Genomic DNA, 18,727 nt, shown 5'->3' with positions numbered 1-18,727 from the left:
CCGCTCCGCCGCGAGCCCTGCGGCTGCGATCCGGATCCCCGCCGGGGCGCGCGGTGCAGAGAGGCGACCTACCCCCGCCCGTAGCGCAGGCGGCCGAGGAAGCCTGCGGCCAGGGTCAGCGCCTGTTCGGGCCGCACCTTCGTCGTGGCCTTCCATGTCTCGAACCGCATCACGTCCTCGATGCGGCGGTCGACGAAGTCCATGGCCGCCCCGCGGCCCTGGCTGAGGCGCACGGCCATGGCGCTGGTCAGGATCCCCGCCAGGATGGCGCGCTTGGAGTAGTGGTTCTCGTCGGTGGCCTCGTCTCCGGCCCAGCGCCAGAGCCCGTCGGCGCTCTCCCAGGCGAGGCGGCCGGCCAGGGGCAGCTGGGCCGGCAGGGCCATGAACCCCATCCAGCGGCGGGTGGCGGGCTCGTCCTGGGCGGCGGCGTCGAGGCGGGCCTCGACGGCGCGGCGGATCCGCTCGCGGATCTTCAGGTTCGAGGCATGGACGTCGGCCAGGGCCGCCAGGGCGCACGCGTCGTGGCGGCGCGACAGCAATGCGGCGAGGTCGGCGGCCCCGTGCGGCAGCAGCAGCTCGGTCTCGCCGGCGCTCATGCCCGCCGCCCGCCCGGCGAGCACGACGGTGCGGCGCGTCCAGCCGTGCGCGGGGACGAGCTTCAGGGCCTCGTCCAGGAGCTGCTGCTCGGCGCCCTGCGCCCAGGCCTCGGCGGCGGTGGTCATGCGGGGACGTTTAGCGCGGCGCGGGCGCGGGCGCATCCTCCGCGTCGGGCCAGGCGTCGCCCCAGCCGAGCCGGCGCGCCACGGCGTGGGCGGCCTTGTCGCGGCGGGCCACGTGGCGGCGCTCGAGGCCCGCCGGGGTGCAGAGCTTGAGGTCGATGCCGGGCTTGCCCGCGTGCGGACGGGCGAGCACCCGGGCCCGGGCGGGGGCGGCGGCGACCCCTGGCCGCGCCGCCAGGACGTAGGCGAACTTCTCGTCCTCGAACGGTGCGCTGGCGTCCTTGGCGAGGCGGTGGTCCCGCGAGCGCGCCAGGCGGACGCTGAAGTGGCACCAGTCCGGCGCGGTCAGCGGACAGGCGTCGGCGTGTGGGCACGGCGCCAGGATCGTGGCCCCGCCGGAGATCAGGAGGCCGCGGGCCTCCAGCAGGCGGGCGTAGCCGGCGGGCGTGCCCGGCTCCACCAGGGCGAGGACGCCGTCCGTTGCGTTCCAGAGCCGCCCGACCACGCCGGCCTGTCCGACCGGCGGGATCTCGGCCAGCGCGTAGCTCGCCAGCACCAGGTCGGCCCGGGGCAGGTCGGCGCTCGCCAGGTCGCCGCGCCGCGCGTCCGGCTCGAACGCGCCGCTGGCCAGCCGTCCGGCCAGGGCGAGGAACGGGGCGCTGGCGTCCACCCAGGCGATGGCCCGCAGCGACGGCCAGGCCTCGCGCGCCGCCCAGCTTCCCCCGCCCGGACCGGATCCGGCGTCGAGCAGGCTCGCGGGCCTGAAGCCGGGGGCCACGCGCCGCGCCTCGGCGAACACGGCGGCTGCGGCGGCGTAGGTGGCGGGCAGGCGGGCCAGCGCGTAGGCCAGGGCGTCGTTGGCGCCGCGGATCGCCGCCGCCGAGGTCCCGCCGGCGCGGTAGGCCGCTGTGGCGGCCGCCCTCCGCGCGCCCAGGTCGCGCCGCGGCCGACCCTCGAGCTCGCGCGCGATGGCGGCCTTCAGCGCCGGGGGCAGGTCCCCGCCCATCAGGCCAGGAGGTCGGCCCGCAGCTTGGCGAGGTGCGTCGCCACCGCCGGGTCGGCGAGGCCCGCGGCGTCGCCGGGTTCGCCCGTGCGGGCGATGCGGGTCAGGACCGGGCGCACCACCTCGCCGGAGTGGGTCTTGGGCAGCGGGCCGAAGATCACCGCCTCGGGCACGGCATGGGCGCCCACCTCGCGCCGAAGGAAGCCCTTCAGGTCGGCCGCCAGCACGTCGGTCGCCATCAGCGCCGGGTCGGGCGTCACGAACGCCCACAGCGCATCACCGCCCTGTCCCGACACGGCCACGATCGCCGCCTCGACCACCGCGTCGTGCGACGTCAGCGTCACCGCCAGGGCGGCGCACGAGACCCGCTGGCCGCCCACGTGCGCCTCGTCGTCGCCGCGGCCCGCGCGGTTCTTGACCAGGTCGTCCACCACCGCGGGCTCGGCCAGGGTCGAGGTGTCGCCCAGGTTGCCCAGGTCGTCCTCGGCGATCTTGCGCAGGATGCGGCGCATGATCTTGCCCGAGCGGGTCTTCGGCAGCCCCGGCGCGAACTGGATCACGTCGGGCGCCGCGAAGGGCCCGATCTCGTGGCGCACGTGCCCGCGCAGGTCGGCCATCAGCGCATCGGTGGCGTCCACGCCCACCTTCAGCGTCACGTAGCAGTAGATGCCCTGACCCTTGATGTCGTGCGGATAGCCCACCACCGCGGCCTCTGCGACCGCCGGGTGGCTGACCAGCGCGCTCTCGATCTCGGCCGTGCCGAGGCGGTGGCCGGAGACGTTGATCACGTCGTCCACACGGCCGGTGATCCAGTAGTAGCCGTCGGCGTCGCGGCGCGCCCCGTCGCCGGTGAAGTACTTGCCGGGATAGGTCGAGAAGTAGGTGTCGATGAAGCGCTGGTGATCGCCGTAGACGGTCCGCATCTGGCCCGGCCAGCTGTCGGTCAGGCACAGGTTGCCGCTGATCGCGCCCTCCAGCACGCCGCCCTCGGCGTCCACCAGCTGCGGATAGACGCCTGGCAGCGGCTGGGCGCACGAGCCCGGCTTCAGCGCATGCGCCCCGGGCAGCGGCGTCATCAGGCAGGCGCCGGTCTCGGTCTGCCACCAGGTGTCCACGATCGGGCAGCGGCCCTCGCCCACTACGCGGTGGTACCAGAGCCAGGCCTCCGGATTGATCGGCTCGCCCACCGTGCCCAGGAGGCGGATGGTGTCGCGCGGCCACTTCTTCACCGGCCCGTCGCCCTCGCGCATCAGCGCCCGCAGCGCGGTGGGGGCCGTGTAGAAGATCTCCACCTTGTGCTTGTGGCAGACCTCCCAGAAACGGCTGGAGTCCGGATAGTTCGGCACGCCCTCGAACATCAGCGTCGTCGCGCCGTTGGCGAGCGGGCCATAGACCACGTAGCTGTGGCCTGTCACCCAGCCCACGTCGGCGGTGCACCAGAAGATCTGGCCGGGCCGGTAGTCGAACACCACCTCGTGCGTCCAGCTGGCCCAGGCCAGGTAGCCGCCCGTGGTGTGCAGCACGCCCTTCGGCTTGCCCGTCGAGCCCGAGGTGTAGAGGATGAACAGCGGATCCTCGGCGCCCATCGGCTCGGGCTCGCACGTGGTCTCCACGGTCTTCTTCAGGTCCGAGAAGTAGGCGTCGCGGCCGGCGATCATGGGGACGTCGCCGCCGGTGCGCTTCACCACGATCACGTCGGTCACGCCCGGGCACGACGTCAGCGCCTCGTCCACGTTCAGCTTCAGCGGCACGACCCGCCCGCCGCGCAGGCCCTCGTCGGCCGTGATCACGATCTTCGAGTCGCAGTCCTGGATCCGGCCGGCCAGGCTGTCGGGCGAGAAGCCGCCGAACACCACCGAGTGGATCGCCCCGATCCGGCTGCAGGCCAGCATCGAGGCCGCCGCGGCGGGGATCATCGGAAGGTAGATCGTGACCCGGTCGCCCTTCTTCACGCCCTTGGCCTTGAGCACATTGGCCCAGCGGCAGACCTCGGCGTGCAGCTGCCGGTAGGTCAGAGCGTCATACGACTTGCCGTCGTCGCTCTCCCAGATGATCGCGACCTGGTCGCCCCGCTCGGCCAGGTGCCGGTCGAGGCAGTTCGTGCTGACGTTCAGCACGCCGTCGTAGAACCAGCGGATGCGGAAGTCGGCCTTGTCGTAGGAAACGTCCTTGACCTTGGTGAAGGGCGTCATCCAGTCGAGCCGGGCGCCGATTTCGGTCCAGTAGCCGTCCGGATCCTCGGCCACGCGCATGACCGCCGCCGCATAGCGCTCGGCGTTCAGATGGGCCGTCTGCGCCCAGTCTGCGGGAACCGGGAAAACCTCGCCGTCGGACACGCGCGCACCTCCGAGATCTGTCGCCGAGGGAGTAGCCGCAGTGACGCGCGGTAAGCAACCGTGCGGCGCCGTGCGCCCTTGATGCGGCGCGGGCGAGCCGCGAGCCTGGGAGGATGATTCGGAGCCTTTCCGTCATCGTTGCCGCGGCCCTGCTGGCCGGATGCGGCGGGCCGGCGCCCAAGGGCGCGGCGGAGAGCGCCAGCCGCCTGCTGGCCGCCGCCGTGGCGGGCGACCGCGTGGCGTTCGAGGCCGAGATCGATCGTCCGGCCGTGCGCGACGACGTCCGCCGCCAGATCGCCGAGGTGGCCCGCGGCAAGGCCCTGGAGGTCGAGGGCGGCCCGTCCGAATTCGCGCTGGACCGCATGATCAGCCCGGACAGGGTTCGCCTGGTCGACCCGTCGGGCGCGGTCGTCACCCAGGCCCCGTCGCCCACGCAGGTGGCGCCGCTCCTGCGCAAGGTCGGCGAGGGCCGCGCCTGCCTGATGGACGCCCGCCGGCAGGACTGCGTCCTCACCTTCGCCAGGGGCAAGGACCACTGGCGGCTGGTCGGGATGCGGGTCGCCGACGCGACGGTCGACGTGAGTGGCGACTAGCCAACAGATTCGCTTAGGAAACCCGCGCTAGGGTGAAGCCCGGTATGGGTAGAGGGGCGGGGCCTGGTGCGCGCCGTCGATGCGTGATGTCCGCCAGGGTAGACCTGTCCGTGACCGCCGCGGGATCGCCTGCGGTCTCGGTGCGCGTCTACTACCCGCATCCCGAGCTCGAGCCGTTCGTCACCTTCTACTACTTCGTGGAAGCGGCCGGGCCGCTCACCGACTTCCTCTATCCCGAGTGGGGAAACGTCCGGCTCAACGTCTCCGGTGACTGGATGGTGCTGAACGACCCGCGCGATCCGGCCGTCCCGGCCCAGCGCGTGCTGTTCGGCCCCACCGACCGCCGCGGAAAGATCGTCACGGGCGGCGGCAAGACCGTCGGCTTCGGCCTGACGCCCGGCGGCTGGGCTCGGCTCATCGGGTCCGACGCCAGCCAGCTGGCCAACCGTGTGGTCGAGATCACGGACCAGATCGACCTGGACGCACGCGCCCTGCAGGCCGCGATGGTCGCGGACGGCGACGACGATGCGGCGGGCGTCGCGCGGTTCGACGCCGCCCTGCTGGACCTTCTCCGCCGTCGGCCGGAGACGCCCCCTGCGGCGCTGGCGGTCGACCACGCGTTGCGCCGCCAGCCCCGCGACGTCGCCACCTTCGCTGAGATCGCCGGCATGTCCGAGCGCAGCCTCCACCGGATCTGCCTGCGCACCTTCGGGTTCCCGCCGAAGCGGCTGCTGCGGCGGCAGCGGTTCCTCTACACCCTGGGCCTGATCCGGGTGACGCCCGATCCCCTGCTCGGCACGCTCATCGACGCGGAGTACCACGACCAGTCCCATTTCAACCGCGACTTCCGGGACTTCATGGGCATGAGCGCCCGCCAGTATGCGGCGACGCCGCGCGCGCTGATGGAGGCGGCCGCGGCCGCCCAGCAGGCCGCGGGCATTCCGCTTTCCTTCCGCCTTGCCGATCCGCCAACCACCTAGACGGGTGGCGAGTCCTTACAATTCACAACGATTTCGCGGGCCTACGACTCGCGCACGGCCGCCGGGGGCGTTAGGCGCCCATGGAATTCGGCGGCGCGGAAGTGGGGTGTGAAATGAAAATGAAGACGTTTGCGCTGTCGTGCGTGGCGGCGGCCGCGATCGCGGCCGGTCCGGCTGCCGCGGCGACCTACTCGGCCTACGATCAGTTCGCGATCTCGGGCAACGCCATCACGGCGGCCAACTTCGCCTTCGGCTATGCCGCCAGCAACTACGCCGGCGCGGATGCGATCACCAGTTTCAACACGTTCGAGACCGCCTGCGGCGGCGACGTGCTGGCCTCCTGCGCTCTGGTGAACGGCGGCCTGCCGGGCGTCTTCAAGCCGGTCGGCGACTACGATGTGGCGGGCACGGCCTTCTTCGAGGCCGGCGAACTGAACCTGCACCCGGGCCCCGGCTCCGAAGTGGTGGTCGTGCAATTCGTCGCGCCGATCGCGGGCCAGTACAACTTCGCCGGCGCCTTCAGCTACAACGACATCTTGCCCACGGGCGTTGACGTGGCCGCCTACGTGGGCGGCGTGAGCCAGATCGCCAACGCGATCGGCGGCTTCGCCTTCGACTCGACGCTGACGGCCGGCCAGAAGGTCAGCTTCGCGGTGGGCGCCGCAGGCAACTGGACCTTCGATTCGACGGGCTTCGAGCTCACGGTCTCAGGTCCCGACCGCGTCAGCGCGGCGCCGGAGCCGGGCGCGTGGGCCCTGATGATCGTGGGATTCGGCGCCGCCGGCTCGCTGCTTCGCCAGCGGCGCACCCGCGCCGCCTGACGCGACCCTCGGGGCGGGGGGAGGGACCAGCGCGGGGCGCGCCATGTCCCTCCTCCACGCTCGAAGTTTCGATTTACGGCCGCCGCCGCGCGGCCCTATGCAAGGGCCCCCGACTTCGATCCGCCAAGGACGACGCCCCGCATGCTGCTTCACCTGTCCACCTGGGCCGAGGTCGAGGGCTTCCTCGCCCGTTCGAAGACCGTGGTCGTGCCCATCGGGTCGAACGAGCAGCACGGGCCGACGGGCCTGCTCGGCACCGACTGGCTTTGCCCGGAGATCATCGCCCACGAGGCCGAGAAGGCCGGCGACATCATCGTCGCTCCGACGTTCAACATCGGCATGGCCCAGCATCACCTGGATTTCCCGGGCACGATCGCGCTCAGGCCTTCCACCTTCATGCTGGCGATCGGCGACTGGTGCCGCAGCCTGAGCCACGCCGGCTTCGAGAAGCTCTACTTCCTCAACGGCCACGGCGGGAACGTCGCCACCATCGAGGCGGCCTTCTCCGAGCTCTACGCCGAGGCGAGCTACGCCGGGCGCAAGCGCGGCTTCGCCTGCAAGCTGAAGAACTGGTGGGATCTGAGGGGCGTGACCGCGCTCGCCAACCAGCAGTTCCCGGTGGGCCACGGCAGCCACGCCACGCCCAGCGAGATCGCGGTCACCCAGTGGGCCTATCCGCACGCCATCAAGAGCGCCAACTACGCGCCGCAGATCGCCCCCACCGGCCCGATCCGCGAGGCCGCCGACTTCCGCGCCCGCTACGCCGACGGCCGCATGGGGTCCGACCCTGGCCTCGCCACGCCCGAGAAGGGCGGCGAGCTGGTCAAGCTGGCGGCCGCCGCGATGCTGGAGGACGTCGCGGCCTTCGGGGCGGAGTCGTCCCCGGCCTGACGCTTGGCCTGGACCCGCCCCTGCCAACCGCTGTCATCCCGGTTTCGCCCCGGGCGAAGACCGGGACCCATACACGCCGTGTCTGAAGGTCGGGCGCGGCCGCCGCCCCCCGCCTTGGCCGCCGAGTCTATGGGGCCCGGCTCTACGCTGCGGTCCGGCCGGGATGACAAGGGGTGAACAGGTCGCGGTGACCCCGTTCGCGCGGCTTCCAATGGCTACGGCGCGACCGGCTCGCCGCTGCTCCGCAGCAGGAAGTGGCCGGTCAGGCCGGCCACGAGCTTGGTCCGGCTCTCCTGCCAGGCTTCCACCTGCACGTTCGCGACCCGGCGGCCGACCTTGCGCAGGCTGGCGCGGGCGTAGGTGTCGCGCGCGCCCGCCGAGCGCAGGTACTCGATGGTTACGTCGATGGTCTTCGGCACGCGTCCGCCGGGCTCGGCCAGCGCCAGCTGGGCCAGCGCGGTCAGCTCCATGAAGGCGCCGATCACGCCGCCGTGGATCGCGGGCAGCACCGGATTGCCGATCAGGTGCTGGCTGAACGGCAGCACGGCGGTCATCTCGTCGCCCGCCAGTTCGACCCGCATGCCGAGGAAGCGCACATAGGGCACGCGCTGCAGGAAGGCGTCGAGGCTCTGGGTCGCTGCGTCGTCCATCGTCAGGCCTTCAGGGGCTGGGCGCGCGTGTTGAGCATGAAGGCCGCCTGGGCGGTGGCGACCAGATCGCTGCGGTCGGCGTCCCAGGCCTCGGCGCGGACGAAGCCGACCGTGCGCGTCAGCCGGTACGCATGCGCCTCGGCGGTCACGCCGGCCTTGGGCGCGGCCGGGCGAAGATAGTCGATCCGCAGGTCCAGGGTGGCGATCGGGACCGGCTGGCCGATGGCCGAGTTGATCGCCAGGCCGCAGGCGTGGTCGATGAGCGCGGTCACCACCCCGGAGGCGATGACGCCCGTCTCGGGATCGCCGACCAGGTCCTCGCGCCACGGCGCGCTCATCACCCCTCGCCCGGGCTCGATGGAGACCAGCGTCAGACCCAGGGCGTCGGCGTGCGGAGCCATCAGCATCCTCTCGGGCAGGGGCGTTGTGTGGAAGAAATCCGACATTGGCCCGGCGTAGGGTCCCGCGCCCGCGGAAGTCAATGTGCGGAGCCGAAAGGCCGCCCCTACATTGAAGGGCGATGATCCGTCCGCAGGACCTGCTCTGTCCGAAGCCCGAGGGCCTCTACTGCGCCCCCGGCGACTTCTACATCGACCCCGTCCGCCCCGTGGCGCGGGCGGTGATCACCCATGGGCATTCCGACCACGCGCGCGCCGGCCACGGCGCGGTGCTCGCCACCGCCGAGACCCTCGACATCATGGCCGAGCGCTACGGCCTCGACTTCGCCCAGGCCAGGCAGGCCGCGGCCTACGGCGAGGCGGTCGCCCGCGACGACGTGGCGGTGACCCTGGTCCCGGCCGGCCACGTCCTGGGCTCGGCCCAGGCGGTGGTGCGCTGGAAGGGCCTGACCATGGTGGTGAGCGGCGACTACAAGCGCCGGCGCGACCCGACCTGCCCGCCGTTCGAGCCGGTCCCGTGCGACGTCTTCATCAGCGAGGCGACCTTCGGCCTGCCGGTCTTCCGCCATCCCGACGACCGCCAGGAGATCGCCCGCCTGCTGCGCTCGGTCGCCCAGTTCCCCGAGCGCAGCCACATCGTGGGCGCCTATGCGCTCGGCAAGGCCCAGCGGATCATCCGGCTGCTGCGCGAGGCGGGCTGGGATCGCGTGATCCACGTCCACGGCGCCCTCGAGCGGCTCAACGCCCTCTACGAGCGGCACGGCGTCGACCTGGGTCCGCTGGCCCCGGCGACCACCGCGAAGAAGGCCGACTTCGCCGGCGCCATCGTGATCGCCCCGCCGTCGGCGATGCAGGACCGCTGGAGCCGCCGCTTCCCCGAGCCCGTGGCGGCCTTCGCGTCGGGCTGGATGCAGATCCGGGCGCGTGCGAAGCAGCGCGGCGTCGAGCTGCCCCTGGTGATCTCGGACCATGCGGACTGGGACGAGCTCACCGCCACCGTCGACGAGCTGCGCCCCGGCGAGCTCTGGATCACTCATGGCCGCGAGGAGGCCCTGGCCCGCTGGGCCGCCCTGCACGACATCCCCGCCCGCGCCCTGGCCCTGGTGGGCTACGAGGACGACGAGGACAGCTGAGCCGAAGCCGCGCGGCTCCTCCACGGGTTCTCCCAAGGTCGATCACGAACGCGTGATCGGCGCGCCCCTACCGTCACCTCGCGCCAACACGGAGGTGATCCATGCGCAAGACCCTGACCCTGACCACCGTCGCCCTCGTCGCGGGCGGGCTCGTGGCCTGCAAGCCGTTCTGGCAGAAGGATCCGGCGCCCGAGCCGGCCCCCTATGCGGCGACGACCCTGCCGCCGCAGCCCTCCGCGCCGCAGCCCGCCGGGCCGGCGGCCGCCGCGCCCACGGCGCCGCCCGGCACGCCCGCGCCGCCGACGACGGCGGCCGAGCCTTCGAAGCGCTAGGCGGAACGGTCGCGAAGGCGTGGCGTTGGCTCCCCGCAAGAGGAGCCGCGCCATGTCCGAACCCCATACGCCCCCCGACAGCCTCGGCGGTCCCCTGTCGCGCCCGTCCGGCGACGGCCTGCCTGCGGTGGATGGCGGACGCGAGCCGCCCGGTCCCGGCGACGCGGTGGACCCGGGCCTGCTGGAGGGCGACGGCGATCGCGGGGTCGACACGCCCGGCCAGATTCCCGGCGCCTGATTGGCGAACCGGCGTCCAGGGCCTAGCTGTCAGGCATGCGGGCTTTCGCCGAGCTTCTGGACCGACTGTCGCTGACGCCGTCGCGCAACGCCAAGCTGACGCTCGTCCGCGACTACCTGCGCGAGACGCCCGATCCTGACCGCGGCTGGGCGTTGGCGGCGCTCACCGGCGACCTGACCTTCGACGCCGCCAAGCCGGCCTTCATCCGCAAGGCCGTCGAGGCGCGGATGGACCCCCAGCTCTTCTGGTGGTCGTACGACTACGTGGGCGACCTGGCCGAGGCGGTGTCCCTGGTCTGGCCCGCGCGCCCCGGCGCCAACCGCGAGCCCGAGCTCTTCGAGGTGATCGAGGCCCTGCGCACCGCCTCGCGCAGCGAGGTGCAGCGGCTGATCGAGGGCTGGCTCGACGCCATGGCCGAGCCGCGCGAGCGCTGGGCGCTCCTCAAGCTGATGACCGGCGCCCTGCGGGTCGGCATGACCGCGCGCCTCGCCAAGCGCGCCGCCGCCGATATGGGCGACGTCGATCCTGCCGAGATCGAGGAGCTGTGGCACGCCCTCTCGCCGCCCTACGAGGACCTGTTCGCGTGGCTGGAGGGCCGCTCGGAGAAGCCCACCGCCGAGCATCCGGCGCGCTTCCGGCCCGTGATGCTGGCCCAGGCCCTCGACGAGGCCGTGGATTTCGGCAAGCTCGATCCCGCCGACTACGCCGCCGAATGGAAGTGGGACGGCATCCGGGTGCAGGCCGCCCACGAGGGCTTCCAGCGCCGGCTCTACACCCGCACCGGCGACGACATCAGCCGCACCTTCCCCGACGTCCTGGACGCTCTGGACGACGTGGGCGTGATCGACGGCGAGCTCCTGGTGATCCGCGACGGCCGGGTCGCCCCCTTCGCCGACCTGCAGCAGCGCCTGAACCGCAAGACCGTGGATGCGAAGATGATGGCGCAGTTCCCCGCCGCGATCCGGGTCTACGACCTGTTGCAGGAGGGCGACGAGGACCTGCGAAGCCGGCCCTTCGCCGAGCGCCGGGCGCGCCTGGAGGCCTTCGTGGCGCGGCAGGCCAGTCCGCGGATCGACCTGTCGCCGCTGCAGCCGTTCGAGACGTGGGCCGAACTCACCGCCCTGCGCGCCGAACCCCCGGCGGGCGACCCGCAGATCGCCGAGGGCGTGATGCTGAAGCGCTGGGACAGCCGCTACGAGGCGGGCCGGCCCAAGGGGCCCTGGTTCAAGTGGAAGCGCGACCCGTTCCTGGTGGACGCGGTCCTGATGTACGCCCAGCGGGGGCACGGGAAGCGCTCGAGCTTCTATTCCGACTACACCTTCGGCGTCTGGACGCAGGACGGCGCAGGCCAGCGGATGCTGACGCCCGTCGGCAAGGCCTACTTCGGCTTCACCGACGAGGAGCTGCTGCAGATCGACAAGTTCGTGCGCGACAACACGATCGAGCGGTTCGGTCCCGTGCGCTCGGTGCGCGCCGAGCCGCACCACGGCCTGGTGTTCGAGGTGGCGTTCGAGGGCCTGCAGCGCTCCACGCGCCACAAGTCGGGCGTCGCCATGCGCTTTCCCCGCATCAACCGGATCCGCTGGGACAAGCCGCCCGGCGAGGCCGACGAGATCGACGCCCTGGAGCGCCTGCTGCGGAAGATCGAAGCCCGCTAGAGTCGCCCACTCAACACCCGGTCATCCCGGCGAAAGCCGGGATCCAGATGGAATGGCTTAGGCGCGGCTTCGGTAGGTTCGGAGCCCTTCCCATCACGACCCCGCACGTGGATCTGGGTCCCGGCATTCGCCGGGACGGTCGGAAGCTGTTGAAATCGCTGATACAGAATACAGTTCGAACCCTAGGCGCGGAGGTAGTAGCCCTCGCGCGCGAAGGTGGCCCCGAACTTCGCCTCGCGCGCCGGGTCGGCGATCAGCAGGCCGGGGTTGTCGGCGCGGAACGCGCGGATCGCCTCCATCGGGCCCCGTCCGTGGTCGGGCCGGACGGGATGGCCGTTCACCACCGTGTCCTCGACCACGAGGTAGTCGCCCGACCGCAGCCGGGGCGCCCAGAGGTCGAGCTCCCGCCGCACGTGGGCCGCCGCATGGTCGGAGTCGAGGATCAGGAACAGCGGCGCCCGATCCGCGGGCAGGGCGTCCAGGATGCGCGCGGCGATCGCCGGGTCGGCGCTGTCGCCGGTGATGAAGTCGATCAGGGGGTCGGCGGCCGCGCGCGGGTCGAGCGCCGGCCGGAAATCGATCGAGAACACGCGGCCGGGCGCGCCGCTGTTGCGCAGCAGGTCGGCGAAGTAGAGCGCCGAGCCGCCGTGCCGCGAGCCGGTCTCGACCACCCAGCCCACGCCGTGGCCGGTGATGATCTCCTGGTAGTTCCACATGTCGGACGGCAGCTTCAGCGTCCGCACGCCGCGCCAGGTCACCTGCTTCCAGACGTTCGTCTGGTGGTACCACTTCAGGTATTCAAGCGCCGCCGGATGCATCGGCCTGCCTGGGCTTGATCCCGGTGATGCGCATGTCGCGCGGCTCGCGCAGCTTGAACTGCGCCGGCTCCTGGCGGAGCTCCACGAGACCCGCCTCGTGCATCACGAAGGCGAGGCTGCGCGGCGTGTAGCCCCAGCGGTGGACCATGAGGGGGTCCTTCCACTGCGGGTCGCCGTAGAAGACCCACATGCTGCGCTGCCCTTCGCCGCCCGGCCCCGAGGCCCGGTCCGGATCGGCCAGCAGCGCCTGGGCGGCGGAGATCAGGTTCGGGCACTCCAGGATCATCTTCCCGCCCGGCTTCAGGACCCGCACCCACTCCTTGAGCACGTCGACCACCTCCCAGCGCCAGAAGTGCTCGACCACGTGGATCGCCATCACCTCGTCGGCATGGTCGTCGGGGAACGGGGTCAGCTGGTGAAGGTCGCAGATGACGTCCGGCCGCTTCCCGGCGCGGCTCTCCACCACGTCCACGTTGACGTAGCCGTCCAGGATCTTGTCGCCGCAGCCGAGATTGAGCCGGATCATGCGCGGGCTGCTAGCACGGACGCCCACTGTCGCGCGATGGCGCGCGGCGCGAAGTCGGCGGCGATCAGCGCCCGGGCGGCCTCGATCCGCGCCGGAACGGCGGCCGGGTCGGCCAGGAGGTCCGAAAGGCCTTCGGCGAGCGTCGGCCGCACCGGCGTGTGGGCCGCGAATGGCGCGTAGGCCGGCATGGGCTGGGCGGCCACGGGCCGGCCGGCCCAGAGCGCCTCGACCATGCGGTTGGCCGACTTCACGCGCTTCTCGGGCGTGTCCCGGCTGGGGATCACGACGGCGTCGCAGGCGGCGAGCGCGGACCATTGCGCGGGCAGCGACCACGGAGCGGCGGCCATCTCCAGCGCGCCCTCCGACGCGGCGGAGACCTGCGCGCAGACCTCGACGATCCGCGGCGTCAGCGCCGTGAGCACGCTGAGCGAGAGCGGCCTGGCGCGGGCGCAGGCGATGAGCCCCGGAAGCTCGGCCTGCAGGCTGTCGAGGTTCGACGGATGCCCGAACCAGAGCAGCTTCAGGCGCGCGCCGGGCGCGAACCGTGCCGCGCCCCCGGGGCCTTCGTAGGGATCGGGGATCACCACCGGCGGCCGCGCGGCGAACGGCGCGGCCGCCTCGGCCATGGCGGGCGTGTTGCAGACGACCTGATCCGCGAGGGCGGCCATCCGCCGGTAGTGGGCGCCCAGGCGCGGGTGGCCGAAGTGGTCGTCGCAGATGTCGAAAATCACGCGGCGGCCGGCGGTGCGGGCCCGCTCCGCGATCGCCTCGTTGCCGACGGCGACGCTCTTGGACAAGACCAGCACGTCGGAGTCCGCCGCGGCGTCGCGCGCGGCGGCGTCGACCCCCGTGTTGGCGACGATTGCGTGGCTCCAGTCCGCTTCCGCCAGCCCCCGTGCGGGCGCCAGCACGCGGTAGCGGAGACTGGCCACGTCGGAGGTGAGGCCGCCCGCCGGGTCGCGGACCGGCGCGGCGAAGGTGATCCAGGCGACCCGCGTCACGGTCCGCCGGCGCCGTCCGGCCAGAGGGCTTCCGACTGCAGGAACGCCGCCAGGTCGCCCCCGCCGAAGAGGACGGCGCGCACGCCCGCCCGCAGGGCCGCCTCCAGGTCGGACGGCTTGTCGCCCACCAGGATCGAGGCCTCGCGGTCGATCGGCCAGTCCTGGAGCGCCTGCAGGATCATGCCGGGGTTCGGCTTGCGGAGCGGCGGGTCGGGGTGGCGGTAGGCCTCGAGCGGAGCCTCGGGGTGATGCGGCGCGTAGTAGAAGGCGTCGATCCGTCCGCCCGCCTCGGCCAGGTCGGCCTGCATCCGCGCGTGCAGGGCGTGCATGGCGTCCTCGGTGTAGTAGCCGCGCCCGATCCCCGACTGGTTGGTGACCACCAGCACGATCCAGCCGGCGCGGTTGAACGCCGCCACCGTCTCGCGCGCCCCCGGGATCCAGCGGAAGTCCGCCCAGCTGTGGACGTAGCCGCGGTCCTCGTTCAGCACGCCGTCGCGGTCCAGGAACAGGGCGGGTTTCTGGTGGGGCATCCCGCTTCCCAATGCCCGATTCAGCGGCGGCCTCCAAACCCTCGCGACTCACCGCCGCGCCGGGCCGACCGACGCTGCGTTGCGGCATGGGCGCGGCGCCGCTAGGTTGCGCCGCCTTTTGCAGACCCGGCCGCCGCAGACATGAGCCTCGCCTTCGACGACATCCTCGCCGCCCAGGAGCGGTTGCGGGGCCATATCGAGCGCACCCCGTGCCGCCGGTCACGCACCCTGTCCGAGATCACCGGGGCCGAGGTGTGGGTGAAGTTCGAGAACCTGCAGTTCACCGCCGCCTACAAGGAGCGCGGGGCGCTCAACAAGCTGCTGCTGCTCGGCGAGAACGTCCGCGCGCGCGGCGTGATCGCCGCGTCGGCCGGCAACCACAGCCAGGGGCTGGCCTACCACGCCGCCCGCCTGGGCATCCCGGTCACCATCGTGATGCCCAAGGGCACGCCCTTCATGAAGGTGCAGCAGACCCGGGCCCACGGCGCCGAGGTGGTCATCGACGGCGAGAGCTACGACGAGGCGGCGGCGCACGCCCGGAAGGTCTGCGACGAGCGCGAGCTGACCTTCGTCCATCCCTTCGACGACATGGACGTCATGGCCGGGCAGGGGACCGTGGCGCTCGAGATGCTCGAGGACGTCCCCGACCTCGAGGTCCTGCCGATCCCGATCGGCGGCGGCGGCCTGATCGCCGGCATGGCGACGGCGGCCAAGCACCTGAACAAGGACATCCGCATCGTCGGGCTCGAGCCGGCGATGTTCCCGTCGTTCACGGCCAAGATGCGCGGCGTGCGCACCGCCGCCAACAACGGCGCCTCGACCATCGCGGAGGGCATCGCGGTGAAGGAGGTGGGCGGCCTCACCTATTCGATCGCGCGCCCGCTGATCGACGAGGTCCTGCTGGTGGAGGAGCCCTTCTTCGAACGCGGCATCGCTCTCTACTGCAACGTCGAGAAGACGGTGGCCGAAGGCGCCGGCGCGGCCTCGCTGGCCGGGCTGCTGGCCTATCCCGAGCGGTTCCGCGGCAAGAAGTGCGGCCTGGTCATCACCGGCGGCAATATCGACACGCGCCTGCTGGCCTCGGTCCTCACCCGAGAACTGGTCCGCGAGAGCCGGATCGTCTCCCTGCGGATCATCGGCGACGACCGGCCGGGCCTGCTGGCCAACGTCTCGGCCACCATCGGGCAGATGGGCGCGAACATCATCGAGGTGGCGCACAACCGCCTCGCGCTCGACGTGCCGGCCAAGGGCGCCGAGTTCGACGTGATGATCGAGACCCGCGACGCCCAGCACACCCAGGAAGTCATGGACGCCCTGCGCGAGCGCGGCTACCCGCCCCGGGTCGTGTAAGGACTGTTCAGATGAAACGCCTCGCCGTTCTCGCGCTCGCCGTCGTCGCGCTCGCCGCCTGCCAGGACAAGCCGGCCGCGACGGGCGACGACCTGGCCCAGCAGAAGCCCTCGGCCCAGAGCACCGCCTACATGGCCAAGGTCGCCAAGGAGCCGGGCGTGAAGGTCCTGCCCTCGGGCCTGGCCTACAAGGTCGTCCGATCCGGCCCCGCCACCGGCCTCAAGCCGCAGGCGCAGGACGAGGTGAAGGTCCACTACGAAGGCAAGCTCGAGAACGGCACGGTGTTCGACTCGTCCTACGAGCGCGGCCAGCCGGCCGCCATGCCGCTCAGGGGCCTGATCCCGGCGTGGCAGGAGGCCTTGCCGATGATGCGGCCCGGCGACGAGTGGATCCTCTACGTCCCGTCCAACCTGGGCTACGGCGAGGAAGGCCAGGGGCCCATCCCGCCCGGCGCCCCGCTCATCTTCCGCATCGAGCTGATCGACGTCCTCGCCGGTCCGGGCCGCATCCAGCAGGGCTGAGGCGCCGCCGAGGGGTTCACCGGGAGGCCGCCCGGGTCTAAGCCTGGACGATGACCGACCTCTATCCCGACGCGCGCGAGCTGCTGGCCAGGCTGGTGAGCTTCGACACCACGTCGCGCGGGTCGAACCTGCCGCTGATCGCGTGGGTCGAGGGCTACCTCGACGACCTGAAGATCGCCCACCGCCGCGTCCCCAACGCCGACGGCACGAAGTCGAACCTGCTGGCGACCATCGGCCCGGCGGTCGAGGGCGGCGTCGTGCTATCGGGCCACACCGACGTGGTCCCGGTGGACGGGCAGCCGTGGACGACCGACCCCTTCGCGGTCGTCGAGGCCGACGGCCGGCTCTACGGGCGCGGGACCTGCGACATGAAGGGGTTCCTGGCGCTCGCCCTCGCCGCCGCCCCGGAACTCGCCCGCACCGCACGACGGCCGGTGCACCTGGCCTTCTCGTACGATGAGGAGATCGGCTGCCTGGGCGCGCCGGCCATGATCGAGGTGATCCGCCGCGAACTGCCGAAGCCCGCCCTCGTCGTCGTGGGCGAACCCACCGACATGGTGGCCGTGAACGGCCACAAGGGGATCGCCACCTTCCACGTGACCGTCACGGGGCGCGAATGCCACTCCAGCCAGCCTCATCTGGGCGTCTCGGCCGTGATGGAGGCGGTGAAGCTGATGGCCGCGTTGAACGGGCTGGCCGGACGGCTGCAGGACGAGGCCGACCCCGGCTCGCCCTTCACGCCGAAGGGGCCCTCCCTCACCATCGGGATGGTCAACGGCGGGACGGCGCACAACATCATCGCGCGCGAGTGCCGCTTCGTGTTCGACGTCCGCTCGCCGGGACCCCGGACGCCGAAGGAGATCGTGGCGCCGTTCCTGGCCGAGGCCGAGGCCATGGACAAGGCGCTGAAGGCGCGCTTCCCCGAGTGCGGCGTCGTCGTGGAGATGCGTACCGACGTGCCGCCGTTCATCCCCGAACGCGACGGTCCGGCCGAGGCCTTCGCCCGGCGGCTTGCGGGCGACAACGGCCCACCGCGCGTGGTGGCCTACGCCGCCGAGGCGGGCCAGTTCCAGCAGGCCGGCTTCTCCACCGTGATCTGCGGCCCGGGCTCCATCGACCAGGCCCACCAGCCGAACGAGTACGTCGAGGTGAGCCAGATGCAGCGCGGCGCCCAGTTCATGCGCCGCCTGATCGAGTGGGCCGCGGCCGAAGAGGCCTGATCACGGGCCGGCGTCCGGAGAGGTCGCGCGGGTTCCAGGTCATGGCGCGGGCGATCTCGCCCACGGTGGCGCGGCGCTGGGCCTGGACGCGCCGCCGCGCGCGGAACATGGCGGGGGCGCCCGCGAAGGCCGCCCGCACCGCCCGCAGGATCAGCCGGATGTGCGGCCGGTTCTCGCGCCGCAGGTAGATCAGGACCAGCGCCATCAGGTGCAGCGGCACGACCAGCGGCAGGAGCGGCGCCGGCGTGTTCTTGAACAGCACCCAGAACCGGTTGCGCGTGCCGTGGAAGACGGCGAACTCCGACTTGCGCCCGCCGGTGGACGCCGAGCCGACATGGCGGATGGTCGCCGCCGGGACCAGCATCGTCGGCTCCCCCGCGAGCTGCAGACGGTAGCCCAGGTCGACGTCCTCGCCGTAGCAGAAGAAGGCCTCGTCGAAGCCGCCGAGGCGCAGGAAGAGCTCGCGGTCGATCATCATCGCCGCACCGCAGGGACTGAACACCTCGCCCTCGCGCGCCTGGCCGCGGTCGGGGTTGAGGTAGCCGCCGCGATAGGGGATGCCGGTGATGCTCATCACGTCGCCCAGGCCGTCCAGCAGCCCGGGATCCTCGGCCACCACCTGGCGCGAGGTGAAGGCCCGGACGTCCGGGCGCCGCCCGGCCGCCGCCATCAGCCCGGCCAGCCAGTCGGGCTCGGCGTAGGCGTCGGGGTTCAGGAGCACGTACCATCGCCCCCGCCCCTCCCGCGCGCCCTGGTTGCCCGCGCCGGTGAAGCCGAGGTTTTCCGGGTTGCGGATAAGCCGCGCACCGGCGTGCGACCGGACGAACGCCTCCGCGATCTCCGCGTCGCCCGGGTCGGGGGAGGCGTTGTCGATGATCAGCGTCTCGAAGTCGCGGAAGGTCTGGGCGCCCAGGTGCTGCAGACAGGCGCGCAGCGTCGGTCCCGAGTTGTAGGCGATGACGCACACCGTGGCGGCGGGGGCCTTGTCATCGCTCGGTCCGTGCGCCAT

General features: G+C 72.3%; 21 protein-coding genes and 1 pseudogene. 11 read left to right on the top strand and 11 right to left on the bottom strand.

Annotated features, from left to right (window positions below; translation table 11 throughout):
- Positions 1–68: 68 nt before the first annotated feature.
- The 4 genes and pseudogenes from AC2D8W_RS17615 to acs all read right to left on the bottom strand — a co-directional run.
- The gene (locus AC2D8W_RS17615; RefSeq protein ID WP_484672619.1) at positions 69–722 is read right to left on the bottom strand and encodes a COQ9 family protein; all 654 of its coding nucleotides are present in this window, start codon (positions 720–722) and stop codon (positions 69–71) included.
- 10 nt (positions 723–732) lie between these two features.
- Complete coding sequence (locus tag AC2D8W_RS17610; protein ID WP_484672618.1) at positions 733–1,725, bottom strand: small ribosomal subunit Rsm22 family protein; 993 nt, start codon at positions 1,723–1,725, stop codon at positions 733–735.
- Positions 1,725–2,066, bottom strand: coding sequence for an AMP-binding enzyme (locus AC2D8W_RS17605; RefSeq protein WP_293482323.1), 342 nt, complete (start codon positions 2,064–2,066; stop codon positions 1,725–1,727). Before AC2D8W_RS17605 ends, AC2D8W_RS17610 begins: the two co-directional genes overlap by 1 nt.
- A 57-nt stretch (positions 2,067–2,123) precedes the next feature.
- Positions 2,124–4,058, bottom strand: a pseudogene (gene acs / locus AC2D8W_RS17600) (acetate--CoA ligase); the annotation flags it as partial.
- Between the two features lie 113 nt (positions 4,059–4,171).
- Between acs and AC2D8W_RS17595 the strand changes: the two are divergent.
- From AC2D8W_RS17595 to AC2D8W_RS17580, 4 genes are all read left to right on the top strand, one after another.
- On the top strand, positions 4,172–4,651 hold the full coding sequence (locus tag AC2D8W_RS17595; RefSeq protein ID WP_484672617.1) for a hypothetical protein: 480 nt from the start codon (positions 4,172–4,174) through the stop codon (positions 4,649–4,651).
- Positions 4,652–4,737: 86 nt separating this feature from the next.
- Entirely contained in the window at positions 4,738–5,631 is an 894-nt protein-coding gene (locus AC2D8W_RS17590) for a helix-turn-helix domain-containing protein (protein ID WP_484672616.1), read from the top strand.
- A gap of 113 nt (positions 5,632–5,744) precedes the next feature.
- Positions 5,745–6,452 carry a PEPxxWA-CTERM sorting domain-containing protein gene (locus tag AC2D8W_RS17585; RefSeq protein WP_484672615.1) on the top strand — a complete coding sequence of 236 codons (708 nt, stop codon included), beginning with the start codon at positions 5,745–5,747 and terminating at the stop codon, positions 6,450–6,452.
- A 141-nt stretch (positions 6,453–6,593) separates the two neighbouring features.
- A complete protein-coding gene (locus AC2D8W_RS17580) occupies positions 6,594–7,343 on the top strand; it encodes a creatininase family protein (protein ID WP_484672614.1) in 750 nt (249 codons plus the stop codon).
- Positions 7,344–7,558: 215 nt separating this feature from the next.
- On the opposite strand, the gene AC2D8W_RS17575 is transcribed toward AC2D8W_RS17580, so the two are convergent.
- On the bottom strand, positions 7,559–7,993 hold the full coding sequence (locus AC2D8W_RS17575; protein WP_484672613.1) for a PaaI family thioesterase: 435 nt from the start codon (positions 7,991–7,993) through the stop codon (positions 7,559–7,561).
- A 2-nt stretch (positions 7,994–7,995) separates the two neighbouring features.
- Entirely contained in the window at positions 7,996–8,394 is a 399-nt protein-coding gene (locus tag AC2D8W_RS17570; protein ID WP_484672612.1) for a PaaI family thioesterase, read from the bottom strand.
- 119 nt (positions 8,395–8,513) lie between these two features.
- Here AC2D8W_RS17570 and AC2D8W_RS17565 point away from each other — a divergent pair, with 119 nt between their 5' ends.
- The 4 genes from AC2D8W_RS17565 to AC2D8W_RS17550 all read left to right on the top strand — a co-directional run bounded on the left by AC2D8W_RS17565 (position 8,514) and on the right by AC2D8W_RS17550 (position 11,752).
- A complete protein-coding gene (locus tag AC2D8W_RS17565) occupies positions 8,514–9,524 on the top strand; it encodes a ligase-associated DNA damage response exonuclease (protein WP_484672611.1) in 1,011 nt (336 codons plus the stop codon).
- Between the two features lie 101 nt (positions 9,525–9,625).
- Positions 9,626–9,856 (top strand): hypothetical protein, encoded by a 231-nt coding sequence (locus AC2D8W_RS17560; protein WP_484672610.1) that lies wholly within the window; start codon positions 9,626–9,628, stop codon positions 9,854–9,856.
- 52 nt (positions 9,857–9,908) lie between these two features.
- Positions 9,909–10,094: a hypothetical protein gene (locus tag AC2D8W_RS17555; RefSeq protein ID WP_293479567.1), complete on the top strand. Its 186-nt coding sequence runs from the start codon at positions 9,909–9,911 to the stop codon at positions 10,092–10,094.
- A 35-nt stretch (positions 10,095–10,129) separates the two neighbouring features.
- Positions 10,130–11,752 (top strand): cisplatin damage response ATP-dependent DNA ligase, encoded by a 1,623-nt coding sequence (locus AC2D8W_RS17550; RefSeq protein ID WP_484672609.1) that lies wholly within the window; start codon positions 10,130–10,132, stop codon positions 11,750–11,752.
- Between the two features lie 182 nt (positions 11,753–11,934).
- Here AC2D8W_RS17550 and AC2D8W_RS17545 read toward each other — a convergent pair whose 3' ends face one another.
- From AC2D8W_RS17545 to AC2D8W_RS17530, 4 genes are read right to left on the bottom strand one after another with little or no spacing between them, the layout of a single operon-like run.
- A complete protein-coding gene (locus tag AC2D8W_RS17545; RefSeq protein WP_484672608.1) occupies positions 11,935–12,570 on the bottom strand; it encodes a CmcI family methyltransferase in 636 nt (211 codons plus the stop codon).
- Positions 12,551–13,096, bottom strand: a complete 546-nt coding sequence (locus AC2D8W_RS17540) for a class I SAM-dependent methyltransferase (protein WP_484672607.1) — start codon at positions 13,094–13,096, stop codon at positions 12,551–12,553. The genes AC2D8W_RS17545 and AC2D8W_RS17540 overlap by 20 nt, the downstream gene beginning before the upstream one ends.
- Positions 13,093–14,097 carry a glycosyltransferase gene (locus AC2D8W_RS17535; protein WP_484672606.1) on the bottom strand — a complete coding sequence of 335 codons (1,005 nt, stop codon included), beginning with the start codon at positions 14,095–14,097 and terminating at the stop codon, positions 13,093–13,095. Before AC2D8W_RS17535 ends, AC2D8W_RS17540 begins: the two co-directional genes overlap by 4 nt.
- On the bottom strand, positions 14,094–14,627 hold the full coding sequence (locus AC2D8W_RS17530; RefSeq protein WP_484672605.1) for a D-glycero-alpha-D-manno-heptose-1,7-bisphosphate 7-phosphatase: 534 nt from the start codon (positions 14,625–14,627) through the stop codon (positions 14,094–14,096). Before AC2D8W_RS17530 ends, AC2D8W_RS17535 begins: the two co-directional genes overlap by 4 nt.
- A gap of 141 nt (positions 14,628–14,768) precedes the next feature.
- Here AC2D8W_RS17530 and AC2D8W_RS17525 point away from each other — a divergent pair, with 141 nt between their 5' ends.
- From AC2D8W_RS17525 to argE, 3 genes are read left to right on the top strand one after another with little or no spacing between them, the layout of a single operon-like run.
- Positions 14,769–15,977 carry a threonine ammonia-lyase gene (locus AC2D8W_RS17525; protein ID WP_293479578.1) on the top strand — a complete coding sequence of 403 codons (1,209 nt, stop codon included), beginning with the start codon at positions 14,769–14,771 and terminating at the stop codon, positions 15,975–15,977.
- Positions 15,978–15,988: 11 nt separating this feature from the next.
- Positions 15,989–16,498 carry an FKBP-type peptidyl-prolyl cis-trans isomerase gene (locus AC2D8W_RS17520; RefSeq protein WP_484672604.1) on the top strand — a complete coding sequence of 170 codons (510 nt, stop codon included), beginning with the start codon at positions 15,989–15,991 and terminating at the stop codon, positions 16,496–16,498.
- A 50-nt stretch (positions 16,499–16,548) separates the two neighbouring features.
- Entirely contained in the window at positions 16,549–17,718 is a 1,170-nt protein-coding gene (gene argE, locus AC2D8W_RS17515; RefSeq protein WP_484672603.1) for an acetylornithine deacetylase, read from the top strand.
- Here the strand turns inward: argE and AC2D8W_RS17510 are convergent.
- A complete protein-coding gene (locus tag AC2D8W_RS17510) occupies positions 17,675–18,727 on the bottom strand; it encodes a glycosyltransferase family 2 protein (RefSeq protein ID WP_484672602.1) in 1,053 nt (350 codons plus the stop codon). The genes argE and AC2D8W_RS17510 overlap by 44 nt on opposite strands.

The organism is Phenylobacterium sp. T106 (assembly GCF_057219735.1).
Note: the sequence above shows the minus strand (reverse complement) of the source record. Positions and strands in the feature narration are given on the sequence as shown.